Source organism: Sphingobacterium sp. UBA6645 (assembly GCF_002455685.1).
Classification (GTDB): Bacteria; Bacteroidota; Bacteroidia; order Sphingobacteriales; family Sphingobacteriaceae; genus Sphingobacterium; species Sphingobacterium hotanense.
This window is the reverse complement of record NZ_DKLH01000017.1, coordinates 1-19080: the sequence shown is the minus strand read 5'-3', so window position 1 is coordinate 19080 and position 19080 is coordinate 1. Positions and strand designations below refer to the sequence as shown.

General features: G+C 39.9%; 19 protein-coding genes. 13 read left to right on the top strand and 6 right to left on the bottom strand.

Translation table 11 applies throughout. From position 1 onward, the window contains the following. Positions 1-76: 76 nt before the first annotated feature. On the bottom strand, positions 77-1276 hold the full coding sequence (locus B2400_RS03125; protein ID WP_149526749.1) for a multidrug effflux MFS transporter: 1200 nt from the start codon (positions 1274-1276) through the stop codon (positions 77-79). Between the two features lie 44 nt (positions 1277-1320). Continuing rightward, positions 1321-2151 carry a prolipoprotein diacylglyceryl transferase gene (gene lgt, locus B2400_RS03120; RefSeq protein WP_149526748.1) on the bottom strand — a complete coding sequence of 277 codons (831 nt, stop codon included), beginning with the start codon at positions 2149-2151 and terminating at the stop codon, positions 1321-1323. A 94-nt stretch (positions 2152-2245) separates the two neighbouring features. Here lgt and B2400_RS03115 point away from each other — a divergent pair, with 94 nt between their 5' ends. Both B2400_RS03115 and B2400_RS03110 read left to right on the top strand, forming a co-directional pair. Then, positions 2246-3361, top strand: a complete 1116-nt coding sequence (locus B2400_RS03115; protein WP_149527737.1) for a M42 family metallopeptidase — start codon at positions 2246-2248, stop codon at positions 3359-3361. Between the two features lie 20 nt (positions 3362-3381). Further along, positions 3382-3702: a DUF3467 domain-containing protein gene (locus B2400_RS03110; RefSeq protein ID WP_149526747.1), complete on the top strand. Its 321-nt coding sequence runs from the start codon at positions 3382-3384 to the stop codon at positions 3700-3702. A 125-nt stretch (positions 3703-3827) separates the two neighbouring features. On the opposite strand, the gene B2400_RS03105 is transcribed toward B2400_RS03110, so the two are convergent. Continuing rightward, positions 3828-4541: a hypothetical protein gene (locus tag B2400_RS03105; RefSeq protein ID WP_293930698.1), complete on the bottom strand. Its 714-nt coding sequence runs from the start codon at positions 4539-4541 to the stop codon at positions 3828-3830. 409 nt (positions 4542-4950) lie between these two features. Between B2400_RS03105 and B2400_RS03100 the strand changes: the two genes are divergently transcribed. The 4 genes from B2400_RS03100 to B2400_RS03085 all read left to right on the top strand — a co-directional run bounded on the left by B2400_RS03100 (position 4951) and on the right by B2400_RS03085 (position 6610). Further along, positions 4951-5124: an RHS repeat-associated core domain-containing protein gene (locus tag B2400_RS03100; protein WP_260040902.1), complete on the top strand. Its 174-nt coding sequence runs from the start codon at positions 4951-4953 to the stop codon at positions 5122-5124. Beyond that, complete coding sequence (locus B2400_RS03095) at positions 5121-5258, top strand: hypothetical protein (protein ID WP_293930697.1); 138 nt, start codon at positions 5121-5123, stop codon at positions 5256-5258. Before B2400_RS03100 ends, B2400_RS03095 begins: the two co-directional genes overlap by 4 nt. Beyond that, a complete protein-coding gene (locus tag B2400_RS03090; RefSeq protein WP_293930696.1) occupies positions 5242-5565 on the top strand; it encodes a hypothetical protein in 324 nt (107 codons plus the stop codon). The genes B2400_RS03095 and B2400_RS03090 overlap by 17 nt, the downstream gene beginning before the upstream one ends. Before the next feature lie 748 nt (positions 5566-6313). Continuing rightward, positions 6314-6610: a HigA family addiction module antitoxin gene (locus tag B2400_RS03085; protein ID WP_293930694.1), complete on the top strand. Its 297-nt coding sequence runs from the start codon at positions 6314-6316 to the stop codon at positions 6608-6610. A gap of 72 nt (positions 6611-6682) precedes the next feature. Here the strand turns inward: B2400_RS03085 and B2400_RS03080 are convergent, their stop codons facing one another. Then, positions 6683-7135 carry a hypothetical protein gene (locus B2400_RS03080; protein WP_293930692.1) on the bottom strand — a complete coding sequence of 151 codons (453 nt, stop codon included), beginning with the start codon at positions 7133-7135 and terminating at the stop codon, positions 6683-6685. 828 nt (positions 7136-7963) lie between these two features. On the opposite strand from B2400_RS03080, the gene B2400_RS03075 reads away from it, so the two are divergent. Then, positions 7964-9478, top strand: coding sequence for a carbon-nitrogen hydrolase family protein (locus tag B2400_RS03075; RefSeq protein ID WP_293930690.1), 1515 nt, complete (start codon positions 7964-7966; stop codon positions 9476-9478). An 82-nt stretch (positions 9479-9560) separates the two neighbouring features. On the opposite strand, the gene B2400_RS03070 is transcribed toward B2400_RS03075, so the two are convergent. Then, positions 9561-10298 carry a 3-keto-disaccharide hydrolase gene (locus B2400_RS03070; protein ID WP_293930688.1) on the bottom strand — a complete coding sequence of 246 codons (738 nt, stop codon included), beginning with the start codon at positions 10296-10298 and terminating at the stop codon, positions 9561-9563. A gap of 75 nt (positions 10299-10373) precedes the next feature. Between B2400_RS03070 and folB the strand changes: the two genes are divergently transcribed. The 6 genes from folB (at position 10374) to B2400_RS03040 (ending at position 17707) form a co-directional block, all read left to right on the top strand. Further along, a complete protein-coding gene (folB, locus tag B2400_RS03065) occupies positions 10374-10739 on the top strand; it encodes a dihydroneopterin aldolase (RefSeq protein ID WP_293930686.1) in 366 nt (121 codons plus the stop codon). Between the two features lie 222 nt (positions 10740-10961). Further along, entirely contained in the window at positions 10962-11405 is a 444-nt protein-coding gene (locus tag B2400_RS03060; RefSeq protein ID WP_149526739.1) for an Hsp20/alpha crystallin family protein, read from the top strand. 139 nt (positions 11406-11544) lie between these two features. Further along, entirely contained in the window at positions 11545-12177 is a 633-nt protein-coding gene (locus B2400_RS03055; protein WP_246172275.1) for a TetR/AcrR family transcriptional regulator, read from the top strand. A 34-nt stretch (positions 12178-12211) separates the two neighbouring features. Next, positions 12212-13570 (top strand): TolC family protein, encoded by a 1359-nt coding sequence (locus B2400_RS03050; protein WP_293930682.1) that lies wholly within the window; start codon positions 12212-12214, stop codon positions 13568-13570. 7 nt (positions 13571-13577) lie between these two features. Further along, positions 13578-14627, top strand: a complete 1050-nt coding sequence (locus B2400_RS03045) for an efflux RND transporter periplasmic adaptor subunit (protein ID WP_293930681.1) — start codon at positions 13578-13580, stop codon at positions 14625-14627. 11 nt (positions 14628-14638) lie between these two features. Further along, complete coding sequence (locus B2400_RS03040; protein ID WP_293930680.1) at positions 14639-17707, top strand: efflux RND transporter permease subunit; 3069 nt, start codon at positions 14639-14641, stop codon at positions 17705-17707. 121 nt (positions 17708-17828) lie between these two features. On the opposite strand, the gene B2400_RS03035 is transcribed toward B2400_RS03040, so the two are convergent. Continuing rightward, positions 17829-18545 carry a superoxide dismutase gene (locus B2400_RS03035; RefSeq protein WP_293930679.1) on the bottom strand — a complete coding sequence of 239 codons (717 nt, stop codon included), beginning with the start codon at positions 18543-18545 and terminating at the stop codon, positions 17829-17831. Positions 18546-19080: the final 535 nt, after the last annotated feature.

Here is a 19080-nt window from a genome sequence, read left to right as displayed (position 1 = left end):
ACAATAACTTTCAGAAAAAAAAGATAAGGGGCTGACGATAATCAGCCCCTTATCTTTTATATACTTTCATACATTTCTATAAATCTACCTTTACCGTCCGTCTCGCGATCAGGTGCAGAATCAAAGAGATTACCGCGCCGGCACACATGACCGAAAGCATTGGCCACGGTGTTTCATTGTGCAATACACTTACCATCCCGGACGAAAATGCCCCGATTGCCATTTGAATACAGCCCAATAGTGCTGAAGCACTACCAGCGAGATGGCGCATAGGTGATAATGCAATCGCGGAAGTGTTCGGAAAGATAAAACCATAACCAAAAAGGAAGAGAAAGATTAATCCCAACAATACTGGAAAGCTCAAAAATCCAGCCCCCAAGGCGATAATCATACAAACTCCGATAGCTGCTTGCCAGATGTTTGCGTATTTACTAATGTCTGCACTCGTACGATTCTTCAGCAACCATCGATTCAACTGTGTTGCCACGACCATGGCCGAGGCAACGAAGGCGAATGCAAGCCCATATTGACTTTTATCCAATCCAAAGTATTTCTGCATGACGAAGGAAGATCCTGCCAGGTAAGCATAAGTGCCCGATGAAGCAATGGATCCGATCAAGCAATAGGTGATAAACACTTTGTTGCTCAGTACTTTCCAAAAGGTTTGGAGAATAGATTTCGGAGCAAGCGATAAATTCTTATTTCCGGCATAGGTTTCCGGCAGTAGGAACATGGTTCCCAAGAAAATCAAAGATGCCATGATTGCTAGCAGAAGAAAGATATAGTGCCAGTCTAAGTAGTTCAATAACATCGCTCCCGCGCTCGGCGCAAGAATAGGGGAGATACCGATCACGAGCATCAGCAAACTGAACACCCTTGCAGCCTCCCTGCTGTTATAATAATCGGTTACCATAGCTCGGGCACCGACCATCCCTCCGCAGCTTCCTAAGGCCTGTAAAAAGCGTAGAAAGATTAAGTGATTGATGTCGCGTGTGAATACGCATAAGATCGACGCGACCACGTAAATCCCTAAACCGACCAGTAGGGGTTTCTTCCTGCCGAACTTATCCAATAAGGGACCGTAGATAATCTGGCCAAATGCAATACCGATAAAGAAGCTGGTTAAGGACAATTGAACTTTTTCTAATGGACTGTTGAAGTCATTAGCAATATTTTCAAATGCCGGTAGATACATGTCTATAGAAAATGGACCGATTGCCGACAATAGCCCCAAGATGAGCAGTGTGACCTTTCTATTGTTTCTCAGTTTTTGCATAGTATTAAAAATGCCCTCTTTTTAGGGAGGGCAAATGTAGTATTTTAAACGCGTTTAGTTTCCTTTGGTTTTCGAAGTAACAAAAATATTCCAACCAAAATAAACGGTATACTCAATATCTGTCCCATATTCAGCAACATGCCTGCTTCAAATTCGACCTGATCTATCTTCACATACTCGATTACGAAGCGGGCTCCAAATAATAGAATTAAGAAAAGACCAAAAAGTTTGCCTGGAATAGGTTTATGATTCTTTTGGTACATGCTCCACAAGAGAATAAAGATCAGCGTATAGGCGATCGCTTCATACATTTGTGCCGGATGCCTAGGGATGTTGTCGATATTGCTGAATACGACTGCCCATGGTAATTCTGTCGGGTTTCCAATTATTTCCGAATTGAAGAAGTTACCCAGGCGGATGAATGCACCGGCAATCGGCACGACTAGCACCAAGCGGTCGGCAAGCCATATGAAGTCGGTTTTGGTATTGCGACAAAAGAGCCACATCGCGGTCAGGATTCCTAAGGCACCGCCATGACTCGCAAGTCCTGTAAAACCAGTCATATGCCAATTGCCGGCAGGATCTTTTTGGAACGGAATAAAAATTTCTAGGATATGATCCTTGTAGTATTCGAAATCGTAAAATAAACAATGCCCTAAACGAGCACCTACTAACGTACCGACGAAAATATAGATCGTAAGCTTGTCTAAAAGGTCTTGAGATTTGTTTTCCTTCTTAAATACCTTTAACATAAAGTAATATGAAGCAGCAAATGCCAATAACCAGCAAACGGAATAATAACGAAGGCCGAAAGAGCCAATTTTAAAGATTTCAGGCTTAGGATCCCAAATTATATAGCTTAATAAATCCTGCATAATTGTGTTTATTGTTCGGTAAAGATAAGCTTTCGGTTTTTATTTTTGCGAAAATTAAGGAAATACTTAATTTGCAAGAATTAACAACAATATGATGGCAAAGAAGAAGATAAAAGAGGAATCTACACCTACCGTTGTGACCGAAGAATCATTAGCTTTTTTTGAAAAATATATCAACAACCCATCGCCGACAGGCTTCGAATGGGAAGGGCAGCGCATGTGGTTAGATTATTTGAAACCATATGTGGACGACACCTATATTGATAACTACGGAACAGCAGTAGGGATCATCAATCCGAAGGCAACCTACAAGGTAGTCATTGAAGCACATGCCGATGAGATTTCCTGGTTTGTAAACTACATCTCGAAGGATGGTTTAATTTACGTTATTCGTAATGGTGGTTCTGATCATCAGATTGCACCCTCCAAACGTGTGAATATCCACACGGATAAAGGTATTGTGAAAGCGGTATTCGGTTGGCCGGCGATTCACACCCGCGCGGGGGAGAAGGAAGAAGCGCCAACCCTAAAGAATATTTTCTTGGACTGTGGCTGCACCTCGAAAGAAGAGGTAGAAGAACTCGGCATACATGTCGGATGTGTAGTGACTTATGAAGACGAGTTTATGGTCTTAAATAACCGTTACTATGTAGGTCGTGCATTGGATAACCGTGCCGGTGGTTTTATGATTGCGGAGGTAGCGAGATTGCTAAAAGAAAACAAGCAGAAACTTCCATTTGGATTATATATCGTCAATTCTGTACAGGAAGAGATTGGGCTTCGTGGAGCAGAGATGATCGCGCAATATATTAAACCCAATGTGGCTATCGTCACGGACGTAACGCATGATACAAATACACCGATGATCAATAAAATTACACAGGGTGATCTAGCCTGCGGTAAAGGTCCGGTGGTATCTTATGCCCCTGCGGTACAGATCAATTTGAATAGACAATTGATCGAAGTGGCGAATAAGAACAATATTCCAATCCAACGTCAAGCGTCTTCCAGATATACTGGAACGGATACCGATGCGTTCGCTTATTCAAATGGTGGGGTACCATCTGCATTGATTTCCTTACCTTTGCGCTATATGCACACAACGGTGGAGATGGTTCATAAAGACGACGTAGATAATGTGATCAAATTGATTTATGAAGTACTACTTTCCATCGAGAAAGATCAGGACTTTAGAACATTTAGTAAATAATAGTAAAAAACCAATTAACCATGGAAGACAATAATGTAAACAACCCGGAAGGTCAAGAGATTAGCATCGAGCTAAACGAAGATATTGCGGAAGGGGTATATTCGAACCTAGCGATTATTACACATTCCAACACGGAATTTGTAATCGATTTTGTGCGCATCATGCCAGGTGTGCCGAAAGCGAAAGTGAAATCTAGAATTGTATTAACTCCAGAGCATGCCAAGCGCCTGATGACCGCGCTGCAAGATAATATTAACCGATTTGAAGGTCAAAATGGAAAGATTGACTCGAAAGATGTCGCATTTCCTCTGAATTTTGGCGGAACAAAAGGCGAAGCGTAAATTTTAGACTTTATAGCAAGGTTTGAGATCGTGGAGATCTCCAATGAATAGAAAGATTAAATGAGTGAAGCTGCCCCAAAAGGGCAGCTTCTATTGTTTTGGAGTTTTTTAGTAAGTCTTAATTTTTAATTATAGGTCTTTCCCAATAGAAAGTCCAATCCTAAATGTCTTGTTAGTTCGGGGTCAATAGCATGGATCGCTGCATAGAGCAATATAGCAACCATGCTGATGAGCATAGGCGCAATAAAACCTTTCGTACCATATACGGAATCTTTTGGATACCCTATTATTGTAATTGAATTCAATCCCGCATATCCTATAAGTCCAATAAGCGTATGTGCAGATAGTAGTCGACCTTTCGTTTCAAGTTTCTTGAATAAATCAAATACAATTTCCTGATATTGATTTACGAAAAGCAAAAAAAGAATGCAATAAAACAAGGTTATCATTGCAAATCCGACTTTACCAACTCTTATGAAATTCAAGATTTGTAGAACGGATCCAAAAAAAACTCCAAAAATTATAGTGAATAACGCTATTGTCCTATCGGAATACAGGTTGTAGCTTGTTTTAGATTCTGTATGATTAATATCTTCTTTAGGAAGCCACCTGTCAAGTCCTAGTACAGGCACTTCTTCTGGATAATCGTTCTCTGCCAAAAGTTTCGTATTGATCAGATCATCGATTCTTTTGCTTTCTGATTCTGAAAATTTATGCCCCCTTTCGATTAAGATTTCCTTTGCATACTTAATGGCATCGGAAACTTTTCTGCTTTGAGGCTGCAGGAACAACAATAATTCGTTATCAGACAGCTTTTCCAATAGGTGCTTTTTTACCATTCTTTTTTACATATGTTTAATTCGATATTTTTGAAAGTTATAGAAAATTTAATTATTAAATATATACTATTTATTTGTACAGAAAATGGTTGTTTGTTTTAGCAATATCTCATATCACTATGAGAAACTTACATTTGGGGGATGTGAAGTTGGCTTTGAAGGTGGAAATCAGAATAGAATGCTCAAAAACCAAGAATCTCTTATTGATAGCGGACTTGTAGATGGTAAATTTAATTAATATAAGTTTGTTTCAGTAGATACGACTTATACGATACCCCCCAAAAGGTATAGAAATTACACCTGAAATATTTCACCCAAACTTTTTAAAGTTCTCAAAATCTTTGCGTTTAGCTCTATCTAATCCATTCGTTAAAACGATGATTATTATCCATTTGGTAAGGCAAAAGCTATTGTAGTATCTGCTGTAAATAAATATCTTTACAATGGAAATGAAGTGCAAGAGGAACTAGGAGGACAGCAGGATTACGGATTTAGATTCTACGATGCCGAGATTGGGAGATGGAATGTAATAGATCCACTTGCTGAAGTTCATCAAAATCTCAGTCCTTATATCATGTTATGAATAATCCAATTAGTTTTATGGATCCATTGGGATTAGATACTGTACGGGCTGGTGATATGGATAAGGATAAATGGAAAGATTTTGACACTAAAAAAGATGTAATAGACATAGAAGAGGTTGACGGTAGGCATTAAGTCAGGTAAAATATTTCAAAATACTAAAGCTTTTGCAAACTCCGCAGGAAAATTACTTAGTAAAGTAGGAGCTGTTGGAACTGTGCTATCTGTTGGAGTAATAGTATATGAACTTGAAAACAAAACATGGGATGCATATACAGTTGTTAATGGAACTTTATTAGTTGGAGCGGGAGTTGCTACTGCATTTGGAGCTCCTGTTGTATTAACAGGAATTGCTATTTATGGAGTGGGAGATTATTTTTTCGATTTTAGTGATAAAATAGAGAAAGCGGTTGGTAGAACATCACCTATTTGGAGAGATTAATAAAAAAAACATGTTAATTCAAAGTTTATATTTATCACAATGGTTCGCAGGGAAAAATAAAAAAGTGATATTATCAGGCACATCATTTTTGTTTTTAACTCAAATTAGCTTCATTTTAGTCTCATTGTATTTAGTTATAATAAAATTATGCGCACTAAATATTGCTCCAAAAATGAGTGCTTTGTTTGTTGTAGTATGTGTATCATTTATTATGTTCGGTTTTAGAAATTACATCGAACGTAAAATAATTAAGAAAGGCCTTCTTAATACTCTTTATTTTAAGAAACATCATCATTTTAAATACAGGATTTTTCCGTTAACAATTTTTGTTTTAAGTTATTTATCTGTTTTTGTTGTTGCAATTATATTTTATAGATGATCTTAAAATTAAAAGCCAAACTTAGGTCTTACACTTTAATCGAAATATTGGTAGTTTGTTTTAGCAATATCTCATATCACTATTAGAAACTTACATTTGGGGGATGTGAAGTTGGCTTTGAAGGTGGAAATCAGAATAGAATGTTCAAAAACCAAGAATCACTTAATGATAGCGGGCTTGTAGATTGTAAATATATCAGCTATTATCCAAAAATGATAATTATCACATTTGGATAATCTAGGGTTGTTTTATATTTGCTTTAGCTACTAAAAGGTTTAATAGCGTATAGACTTTATTCATTACGCTAAAAAGTAAAACTTATTTCCGTTGTAGTTGGAACCTGCAAGGGGAATTAAAATCTAATAAAATATGAACAATCAGGTCTTGAATAGTAATGGTGCTGAAATAGAAATCGAGGCGTTTCACCCAGGTGAATTACTATTAGAAGAGATAGAATATCGCCAAATTCAAAAAAAGGATTTTGCAAAACAGATTGGTATCTATCCTAACAATTTAAGTCTCATTTTCGCAGGAAAGAGAGATATTTCCGCGCACCTTGCCATAAAAATTGGTAAAGCACTCGGTACCTCAGGCGAGTTATGGTATAACATGCAATCTGCATTTAATTTCCAAAAAGCAATGCAGGAAGAATGCAAAAACGCTTAAAATTTATTTAATAATCCATATGAGAGCCTCGTTTAAGCGGGGCTTTTTATTATTGCAAATAGCTAAAGAACACTAATCTTTCAATCGCTTAAATTCATATACGCAAACTTCAATACACGGTATTGCATTCAGAACAAGACGGTTATTGTCTGCAAAACCCATGCTATATTTATAATCTCGTAAATCTATTTCAGTATTTGTCTTATTACAATCAAAAGATATTGATAGTATATTTCGTTTATTTTCAGGCTCTGATGCGTCTTCAACAACAAAGTATTTCCCCTCACAGGAAATTCGCGAATCAGTAGAGTTACCTAAAGAGTCAAAAGAAATAACATAATTTTCACTAGTTTTATCTTGTGTCACATAATTTCCCCAACTATCAACAGTAACATACTCGACTAATTTCCATTTGCCAACAATACCAACTTTATCGTTCCCGGTAGCATACTCATTCGTCTCATCTTCTTCTTTGGTACATGAGGTAAAAAGTAACAGTAGCGCAAATAAATACAACTTATTCATTTGATAATTTTTAAGGTTTATAATTAGTTAGTTTGAAAATAAGGATATTGCTATATGTTTAGAGTTTTTCTTGTCAAATAATATTGTTTAATGTCAAGATTTTTTGCTTCGAATACTTTTCAAAATATTCATTAGATCCGTCGATTTCCTATGCCGGATTAACATTAGTTGATTATTTAAGTTGTTTGAATTTTCGAGTAGTGGCAACTCTTATTTATAAGTAAGGCAAACGTTAAATACGGTAATCTAACCTCCTGATTTTAAACTAAAAGAAGATCCTGCAATTAACAATCTAGGCTTTTTTTTAAAAACGCTCATCAATTCAATAGTGTTTTTATATCCCTCAAATATTATTACGAATAAAGGCTTAGAAGTAGACGTAATAAGTTTTCATCGTCCATTTGTCGAAACTAGTTCGACACTAAACCCTTATTAACCCAATTCAAACCCAATACAAAACCAAATCAAAACCGTCTGGAAAGGGCTTTTATTTGGGTTAGTAAGAGCTATACATTTGCTTTAACTAATCGCATTTCCAATAGAATATGGATACAGGCCGCTTCAGAAAATCTAATAATTTAAAGTAGAGTAATCTCTGGCAGCTAAACTAAAAGCCAAAGTTTCAATTCCAGTAAACTCAAATTCAGGCTAAGACTTTAACTTTTCCTTCTGCTAATCCATTGAAAATTAAGATATCCGTAAAAATAAAATCTCCGTTGGTTCGAATTTTTATATTTTTGCAGGGTTCAAAATCATCATCATTTAACGGCTAAAAACTCAATTCTGACCCAATAAGTGGAATGGCTTTTGTATTATATTCGGTAACATATGGATATTAAAGTAAGGAACCTAAGTAAGAGAGATTACAAGGATTTGAAGACTTCCATGGAGGAAGCTTATCATGGATTAGTAGGAGATGCCTGGACGAAGGAGAATATTGTCGATTTGATCGATATATTTCCGGAGGGGCAAATTGCAGTGGAGGTAAATGGAAAGGTGGTAGCTTGTGCGCTATCCATTATTATCGACTCGAGCAAAACCAATATATACGATAAATACTACTCGATAATCGACGACGGAAAGTTCGATAAGCACGATTATGAAGGGGATACCATGTATGGTATCGAGGTCTTTGTGCATCCGGATTTCCGCTCATTACGATTGGGTAGACGTTTATATGATGCGCGAAAGGAGTTATGTGAGGAAATGAACCTGCAGCGTATTGTTGCCGGCGGACGTATTCCGAACTATCATAATTACGCGGATTCGATGACACCGCGTACTTATATTGAGAAAGTGAAGCGCAAGGAAATTTATGACCCAACGCTTACGTTTCAGCTTTCCAATGACTTCCACGTAAAGAAAGTGCTAAAGAACTACCTGCCTGAAGACACTGAGTCGAAGGAAGTGGCGACGTTATTGGAGTGGAACAACATCTACTATGAGCCAGACTCGCGTTCGGGCTCTGCCTCTAAGCGTACTATTCGTTTGGGCTTGGTGCAATGGCAAATGCGTTTGTTCAAGGACCTGCAGGAGTTTTATGACCAAGTAGAATTCTTCGTTGATACCGTAAGTGATTATGGTACAGACTTCATCATGTTTCCGGAATTTTTCAATACCCCATTGATGAGCCCGTATAATGAGTTACCGGAGCGTATGGCGATGGAGAAACTTGCCGAACATACCAAGGAAATCATTGAAAAGATACAGCAATTCGCAGTCTCTTACAACGTCAATATTATTGCCGGTTCGATGCCGTTGATGGAGCGAGGTAAGTTATACAACGTCTCTTATTTATGCCATCGTAACGGTAGCTTAGACTCGTATAAGAAGGTGCATATTACGCCTAATGAGATGCGGTATTATGGTTTGGTCGGCGGAAATGAGATTAAAGTTTTCGATACAGACTGTGGTAAGATTGGATTATTGATCTGTTATGACGTGGAATTCCCTGAGCTAGGTCGTATTCTGGCAGATCAAGGGATGCAGATCCTATTTGTACCTTTTATGACGGATACGCAGAACGGTTATATCCGTGTCCGCTCTTGTGCACAGGCACGAGCGATTGAAAATGAATGCTATGTGGCTATTGCAGGTTCGGTGGGCAACTTGCCGAGAGTGAATAATATGGATATTCAATATTCCCAATCGGCCGTATTTACGCCTTCCGATTTTGCGTTCCCAAATAATGCAATCAAGGCCGAAGCAACACCAAATACCGAGATGGTATTGATTGCGGACGTCGATTTATATGCCTTGAAGGATCTGAACGAATACGGAACGGTGAAGATCTTACGCGACCGTCGAAAAGATCTTTATGAAGTGAAGCTTTTAAAAGATTAGTATAAAAATAAAGAGCCATAGTTGAATATGGCTCTTTATTTTTATCCTGATTTCTGATTATCCTCGTTTCAAAACCGATTGCTTATAATTCCCGTACCCAGATATTTCTAAAGCTTACTAAATCGCCATGATCTTGGAGCGATATGGAGCCGGGTCCATGTACTCTTAACTTAGGTAGACCAATGTACTCTGTTGTTCCTTGCAGTTCTGTATTATATTGAACCACGACACCATTGTGCAATAATGTAACCTGCCCTCTTTTGATTAGATGTCCGTCCTTATTGAACTTTGGTGCTGTATATAAAAGATCATAGGTATGCCATCCGTCGGCAGGTTTACGCGCTTCGACCAAGGGAGGTGCTTGTTTATATAAACTGCCCGCTTGTCCGTTCACATAAGTTTTATTATCGTCATTGTCTAAGATTTGGATTTCGTAGGCTCCATCGCTCAGGAATAGTCCGCTGTTGCCGCGACCTTGTCCCTCACCTTTGATAACTTCGGGGCTTTTCCATTCGATATGCAATTGCATATCGCCGAATTTGCGCTTCGTTTGAATTCCGCCGGTCTTTGGAGTTACCGTCAGTACACCATTCTTGATGGTCCATTGCGGCGCGCTGGATTTATCTTTCTCGCTTACCCATTCGTTTAAGTTACTGCCATCAAATAATACGATTGCATCGCTAGGGGCAGCGTTGGCTTGCGTCGTTACCACACGAATTTTTGGTTCATAGAATTCGGTATCCTGCGGTTGAAATTTAGTCTGCGCGTTCGTGGTAAAGGCCAAGCCTACTAACGCTAATATCATGCTGAATCTGTTCATAGGTTTAAGTTAATTTAGGTTAATATAAGAAATATGTCTAATTTTATCTTAAAATATCCGCTTAAACTTTTGATAATGGCTCAGATAACACAGAAAATCGCACTCGATAACGTACGTTTCTTTTCACCTATTGGCTTCTACGAAGAAGAACAATTATTAGGGAACGAGTTTTTTGTGAATGTATCTGTGAGCTTCCCCTTCAAAAATCCAGATGCCGAAGACCTTAACAATACCCTCAATTACGAAGATTTATATCGGATACTAGCCGAAGTGATGAGCCCCCGCCGGAAGTTACTGGAGTCCGCAGCTGAAGATATACTCAATAAGTTATTAGAAGGCTATGCTTATTTGGAGCAAATTGATGTTAGCATTAAAAAGATGAATCCTCCTTTTGGTGGCGATTTGGCGAACTCGGTAGTCTCACTTTCCTTTCAACGTTAAACTTTTATTACCTCATATTAAACCGAATAATTTTTGCGTTATCTTCTAGAAAGAAGAGCGCTTAACTGTTTTGTTCGGACATTTTGACTTGTTAAAACCTTGTTTAAGTGTCAAAATAGCAGTTTGTTGCTTCTAAATTCGCTTGGTACATAAGTTGAATAGTAGCTAGTGTATTTGATTTTAAAAAATAAATAAGTAAAAAATATAAGGAGGAAATATAAAATGGCATTAATTAAATTACCTGGAAAATCTTACAACACTGATGCAGTGAACCCATTTGTTAACAACGTGTTTGACAATTTATTCAACGATTCATTTATTTCTGATCGTTTAGTAACTCGAGTTCCTGCAGTAAACATTACAGAATCAGCAGAGGCATTCAGCATTGAAGTGGCAGCTCCTGGTTTACAAAAATCAGATTTCAAGATCAATGTGGATAAGAACATTATCTCGATTTCTGTAGAAAAACAAGAAGAAAAAGTAGAAGAAGGAAAAGTTTATAGCAAAAAGGAATTTAGCTATACATCTTTCTCAAGATCCTTCACTTTACCGGAAATTGTTGACTATTCGAACATCGATGCCGTTTATGAAAATGGCGTGTTAGAAGTTAAAATCGGTAAAAAAGAGGAAGCGATCGTAGCAAAGAGACTTATAGAGGTTAAGTAAGAAGATTAGTTGTGGTTAGTTGAAGAAGGGCCGTCTGTTAGACGGCCCTTTGTTGTTATTTGTCATTTGAATGTCTTAAGATTAAAGAATGCTTTTATTACTTAACGGTGTTAAGTAGTTTTGTTTGGTATAAATAGAAATGAAAGACAAAAAACAAAAGCATAAAGAAGATCTTAAGTTGGCCATTTTAGAGGCCGCGAAGAAGTTGTTTGTACAGGAAGGGTATGAGGCTACGTCTATTCGGAAGATCGCCAAGGAAATCGAATTTAGCCCCACAACCATTTACCTATACTATAAAGACAAGAATGATATTGTTTATGCCTTACATCAAGAGGGATTTCAACTCCTACGTCAGCAGTTTATGGCTTTGGATTCGGTTGATGATCCTTTTCAACGATTCAAGGCGCTAGGGCGTAATTATATTGATTTTGCCTTCCGTAATCCTGATTATTATCAGGTTATGTTTATGATGAAAGAGCCCATGGAATTCTTGGATGCTAACTGTATCGAGGAGCAATGGCCCGAAGGAGAACGTGTGTTTGACTTTCTGCGCCTGACTATCGCTCAGTGCCAGGAGCAAGGATGGTTTAAAGATAAGGAAACGGATTTAGTTGCATTTCAAGCTTGGGGTGCCGTACATGGTCTTGTTACGCTCTACCTGTCAAATCATTTAAGTAAAATAACTGAAACGCTAGAGATGCAGTACACTGTAAGGGATTTAGTTAATAAAACCTTTGAAGTTTATGTGTCTTTTATAGAGCAGACAAAATAAAAAAAAATTAAATCACAACTTAACACTGTTAATAATGAAAACCTTTCTTATACAGTTTTACAGCATAGCCTTTTTTATATTGCTAGGACTTCCCTCTAAAGCACAAGAGCCCATCCTTGACCAATATATAAGGCAGGGTTTGGATAGTAACTTGGTGTTGATCGAAAAGGATCTTTCTTTGAAGAAGGCTATGAACGGATTGGAGGTCGCACGAAGCATGTTTCTACCAAACATTACGTTTGATTTGACCTATTCGCATGCCGATGGCGGTAGATCAATTGACTTACCGATTGGGGATATGCTAAATCCAGTCTACGCTACGCTCAACCAACTTACCAATTCGCAGAACTTCCCGCAAATCGAAAACGAACAGATCAACTTCTTGCCCAAAAACTATTACGACGCAAAAATTAGAACGGCGGTCCCTATCATCAATACGGATATCAAACATAATCGCACGATTCGCGAGACGATGGTAAAGATGTCGAAGCGCGAAATAGAATTATATCAACGTGAGCTCGTAAAAGATATTAAAGTGGCTTATTTTAATTATTTGAGTGCGTTGGATGCCGTTGCTATCTATAAGAATGCAATCGTCTTAGCAGGTGAGGGAAAACGGGTGAACGAGAAGTTACTGGAAGCGGGAAAAGGCTTGCCGGCCTATGTCATCCGTGCAAACGCCGAGATTGCGCAACATGAGGCTAAGTTGGCTGAAGCCGAACAGCAATTGCGCAATGCACAGTATTATTTCAATGCGCTGCTGAATCGTCCCGCAGACGCTGCTATTGATCTTATCCTCCAAAATAAGGATTTGCAATCCCATGGCGAGGCTTTAGCCGTGGAAGTTGATGGACGGGAAGAATTGAAGTCACTCAACGATAATCTCGAAATTCAGGAAACTATGCTCGCGATGAGCAAACAGGTTTTTGTTCCTAAGTTGAGTGCGTTTCTTGACTTGGGTTCGCAGGCGGAAGGTTTGCGCATCAATAGCAACTCTCAATATTATATGATCGGCGCTCAGCTCAGCTTTCCCATCTTCGCAGGGAATAGAAACCGCTTAAAGATTCAGGAAAATCAAATCGCTGTCGCGGAGGCGCAGAATAAATTGGATCAGGCACGACAACAATTGGAGCTAGCTGCAAGTGTGGCAAAAAATGAACTGATCGCGACCCAAAAGAACTTTGAGAGCTCAAAAGTTCAATTAGATGCTGCAGCTACATACCAACGATTGATACAGCGCGGGTTTAACGAGGGAGTCAATACTTATCTAGAGACGATAGACGCGCGATCGCAATATACCAACGCTAAATTGGCTAACAACATCGCGGCATACAAACTATTATCCGCTATGGCAAAATTCGAGAGAGAAACTGCAAGCTATCCATTAAACTAATCAAGACATGAGAACAACACTAACAAGCATAGCATTCGGAATATTTTTATTGAGCAGCTGCCATCAGGCAGAACGTACTGCAGGGATTCCGGTTCAGGATACTATTCCGGTAAAACTGGTTCCCTTGCAGCAGAACGGAACGATAAGTGTGGTGGAAGCCACCGGCGTTTTTACAACAGATGATGAAACGTTATTAGGATTTAAGAATGGCGGCGTTATCTCGCGTATATTCGTCAAAGAGGGCGATGCTGTTCGTAAAGGACAGGTATTAGCGGCAGTACATACTTCCGAGGTAGATGCGAAGGCCGGTCAAGCACGATTGGGTGTGGAAAAGGCTAGGAGAGATTATGAGCGAGCGGAAAAACTCTACAGAGATAGCGTAGCTACCCTGGAACAATTGCAGAATGCAAGAACCGCTTTAGCGGTGGCACAGGAAGACCTTAAATCAGTAGGATTCAATCAACAGCAATCACAGATACATTCTCCAGTTTCTGGATTTGTATTGGCGAAATTGGCTAATGAAGGGCAGGTTGTGGGACCCGGTACTCCGGTTCTACAGGTTAATGGCGCTAGCAACGGCACCTGGATGCTGAAAGTTGGAGTAAGCGACAGCCAATGGCCGCAGATTAAGGTGGGCGATAAAGCGACCATTCAGACGGATGCCATTCCGAATAATACCCTAGCGGCTGCGGTTGCTAAGAAGTCCGAAGGTTTAGATCCTCAGTCAGGAACATTTACTATTCATGTGGCGCTTCAAGGCAAACCTGCCGGGAAACTAGCCTCCGGGGTATTTGGTAAATCGCAGATTGCAGTAAGCCAGAGCAGCGCTAGCAAAGGCTGGCGTATCCCATTCTCTTCCTTATTAGATGGCAATGGAGCGGAGGGCTATGTCTTCATTAGTAAAGATGGAAAGACCGCCAGAAAGCAGAAAGTCAAAGTCGCTTCTATGGAGAAGGATGAGGTGCTTATTGAATCGGGATTGGAAGAGGCAGGCGCATTGATCGTATCCGGATCGCCCTATTTACAGGATGGCTCTCCAATTAAGGTGATAAAATAGGAGGATTGGACATGAGCTTAATTAAATATCCCATAAAGAACTATCAATTCACCATGATTATGTTGCTTATGATCACGTTAGTAGCTGCGACCTCCTTGCTCACCATGCCGAGGGCAGAGGACCCAGATATGATAGCCGTCAGCTTCCCGGTCATTGTTGTTCAGCCTGGGACGAACCCCAAGGATATGGAGCAATTAATTGTAAAGCCTTTGGAAGCTCGATTCTATGCGTTGGACGATATCAAAAGAATAAAAACGACCATCAATAATAGCGTGGCTTTTTTCTTTGTCGAATTCGAGTACGGAACGGATTATGATGATAAATATCAGGAATTGGTGCGTGAGCTGAACGCTGCAACTCCGGAGCTTCCGGAGAATATCTACAGCATGGAAGTGCAAAAGATCGATCCTACCAATGTATCGGTCATTCAGCTTGCGCTTGTTTCGGAAAATGCTTCTCAGACGACGATCAAGGAGCTTGCTGATAAATTGAAACAAGATCTGGAGAAGGTTAAAGCATTAAAGGAAGTTGAGATATCGGGGCTTCCGGATCAGCAAATCCGTATTGACATCGATCAGGCGAAAATAGCGGAACTCGGCATTCCAATGAATCGTATTATCCAATCGGTTCAGAGTGAGAATCAGAATATCCCGGCCGGCTCTGTCATTGCGGGCGACAAAACGTTCAGCGTCAAGACATCTGGCAATTACCAGCAGATTGATGATATCAAAAATACAATCGTTGCCAGCGGGCAGGGTAAGAATATTACTTTGAAGGAAGTAGCCAGTGTTTATCCAACGTTCGGAACGAATAACCATATCACACGTCTGAACGGTTATAACGCGGTATTGATCAATGCCGCTCAGAAAATAGGGATGAATATTTCTGATACTCAGAAGGAATATCAGAAGGTCTTAGATAAGTTTGAACAATCGCTTCCCGATAATGTCGATATGATCGTGAATTTCGATCAGGCAAACAATGTCAACAAGCGATTGAGTGGGCTGGGTATTGACTTTGCCATCGCGATCGTATTGGTGCTTTTCACGCTCTTACCATTAGGAACGCGCGCCTCCCTTGTCGTAATGATCGCTATTCCGCTTTCACTCGGGCTGGGGGTTATCGCGATGAACTCTTTCGGATACTCTTTGAACCAGTTGAGTATCGTAGGTTTCGTTGTTGCCCTAGGGCTAGTCGTGGATGATAGCATAGTCGTCGTTGAGAATATAGAGCGCTGGATGCGCGAAGGTTATAGCCGTTTGGAGGCTTCCATCAAAGGGACCGAACAAATAGCTTTAGCGGTCCTGGGCTGTACGGTTACTCTGGTTATTGCATTTATGCCATTAGTTTTTATGCCCGAAATGGCGGGTGAATTTATCCGTAGCATGCCGATTGCCGTCATTACTTCCGTAATCGGCTCCATGCTGATCGCCCTATTGGTGGTTCCTTTCTTATCCAGCAAACTCCTCAAACCGCATGAGCATGAAGGAGGAAACGCGATTCTGCGTGGTATGCAGAATATCATTCATAAGAGCTATGGTGTATTTTTGGATAAAGCGCTGAAACATCCTGGAAGAACCACCCTGATAGCACTTGCGATATTCTTAGGCTCTTTAGCTTTGATTCCCGTAGTTGGTTTTAGTTTGTTCCCACCTTCGGAAAAGCCTCAATTTATGATTCATATCAGTAGTGAGTTGCAGGATAACATACATACGACGAATCGTATCAGCAGAGAGATCGAGAAGGAGCTTAAAGCGATGGACGATGTGAAGTACTTTACGACCAATGTCGGCAAAGGGAATCCTCGGGTTTACTACAATATGCAACAGGGCCAGGAGAATGTTTCCTATGCGGATATATTCGTCCAATTGCATGAGGATGTAAAGTCCAGCGATAAGATTCAGATCATCGAGAACTTGCGGAAGAAATGGACGCCTTACTTAGGTGCGAAGGTGGAAGTGCGAAACTTTGAGCAGGGCGTGCCGGTCATTTCGCCCGTGGAGATACGTATTTTCGGAGATAATCTAAATACGTTGCGCTCGCTAGCAGCGAAAGCGGAACTATTGCTGAAGAATACTCCTGGAGCGGAGTATGTGAACAACCCAATCAAGAACAACAAGACAGATATTCGGGTAAATATTAATCGGGAGAAGGCGATGGCCTTAGGCGTGCCGACTTCTTCTATCGATCAGACCATTCGTGTGGCATTGGCGGGCTATCAGGTAGGCACATATTCAGATCCTGATAAGGACGACAATGATTATGATATCATCGTTTCTGTTCCTCGCGCGCAGGATGCCACCCTCGAAACGCTAGAAGGGATCTTCGTGGACAATGTCGCAGGGCAGGCCATTCCACTTTCGCAACTCGCTAGTCTCGAGTTCGAAGTTTCGCCTTCTAATATCTATCATATCGATAAGGAACGTACGGTGTCGGTGAACTCCTTTGTGCAGAAGGGCTATAATAACGATGAGGTCATCAACGCAGTCATTGAACAGATGGATAAATTCCCTTTTCCTGCGGGCTATAGCTATGAAATGGGCGGCGAAGTCGAAAGTAGAGAAATGGCTTTTGGAGGCTTTGGAACCATTATCCTGATTACCGTCTTTATGTTTATCGCCGTACTGATTTTAGAGTTCAAAACCTTTAAAAGTACATTGATCGTGCTTTCTGTTATTCCATTAGGAATTGTAGGAGCTGTGCTCGCCTTGCTCGTTACTGGAAATACGCTCTCCTTCGTAGCGACGATCGGTATTGTTGCGCTTGCTGGTATAGAAGTGAAGAATACCATCCTTTTGGTCGATTTTACCAATCAATTGAGAAGGGAAGGGACGGAGTTGAATGAGGCTATCGAGAAAGCGGGGGAGATTAGGTTTCTTCCTATTATATTGACTTCGCTCACCGCGATCGGCGGTTTGATGCCGATAGCATGGTCGTCAAATCCTTTGATCTCACCGCTAGCGATCGTAATGATTGGTGGCTTGATCAGTTCGACATTGTTGTCCCGAATCGTGACGCCGGTTGTTTATAAGCTGATTCCACCAAAAATTGAATTGGAAGAAGCGGAGAGTAAGGAATAAATAAGCTTGGATGAGGCTTCGTTAGTTGCACAGGCTTTACAGTAGAGATTTAGTTAAAAGAAAAATGCCTGAATAGTATGGGTGTAGGCACTAACTATTCAGGCATTTTCTTTTTAGCGATTTACTTCGCGTCGTAGTATTTCTGTACTTGATCCCAATTTACGATAGACCAGAAGTTTCCTACATAATCAGGACGTTTGTTTTGATATTTCAAATAATAAGCATGCTCCCAAACGTCTAAGCCCAAGATTGGCTTACCTTGTAGTGCCACGCCTTTCATTAAAGGATTGTCTTGATTTGGCGTTCCGCCAACTTTCAACTTGCCATTTTCTACAACCAACCATGCCCAACCCGATCCGAATTGTGAAGTTGCAGCTTTAGCAAATTGCTCTTTAAATTGATCGAATCCACCAAAATCTTTGTTGATAGCTTGTAATAGCGTTCCGCTAGGTTTATTATCAGCCTTTGCCGGGCGCAATAACTTCCAGAACATCGCATGATTAAAGGCACCGCCTGCGTTGTTTCTTAATTTCGCACTGTATTTGTCCATGGACTTGAATATGCTCTTTGCATCTTTTGCTTGAACTTTCTCTTCTACGATAGCATCATTCGCATTTTTTACATAAGCGCCATAATGTCTCTCGTAATGTATCTGCATGGTTTGCGCATCGATAGCCCCTTCTAATGCATTAAATGCATAACCAAGCGGTTCCATCTCGAACTTAAATGCTGTTTGTCCCAACCCTAAAAGGCTCTCAGTCGCACCGGTGTTTTTTGCAATTAACACCCCTGCAGCTAATCCTAAGCTATTTTTGATAAAATTTCTTCTGTTTGCCATTTTATAATTATTAGTTTTTTATTCGTTCAATTTATTTAGAAAGATGTTCTAAAGATAATTGTTAAAACATTCAAAGCATTATTAAATTATTATGAATTCGTCACAATAACGTCATTTGGAATATTATTGAATTTCGATAAATAGGAATTGTATGAGATCGACTATGACTCATTGCTTTTTCTTTATTCATGCACAGCCTTTGTTTAACCCAATCAAACCCAATTCGAAGCGGCTTTCATTGGGTTGTTAATGGGAAGAGAAAGGGTTTTACAAAGGGTTTAAGTGAAACAAATTCAAAGCTAAATAACTTGAGAGTGCATGGTATATATATTTTCTAAGTCACAAAAAAGAAGGTGTCTAAAAAGGCACCTTCTTCTGTTTTATAGCTTTTGCGATTTCATTACTGTTTTCATTTTTGAGTTTTAAGCAGTAAGTCGATATTTGATAGTTTTAACGCTCCTGACGTCAATTTGTATTGTATATAGTGTTTTATCGCTATAACGATTCTCAAAGAAGACATCGTGTGGCAAGTTGT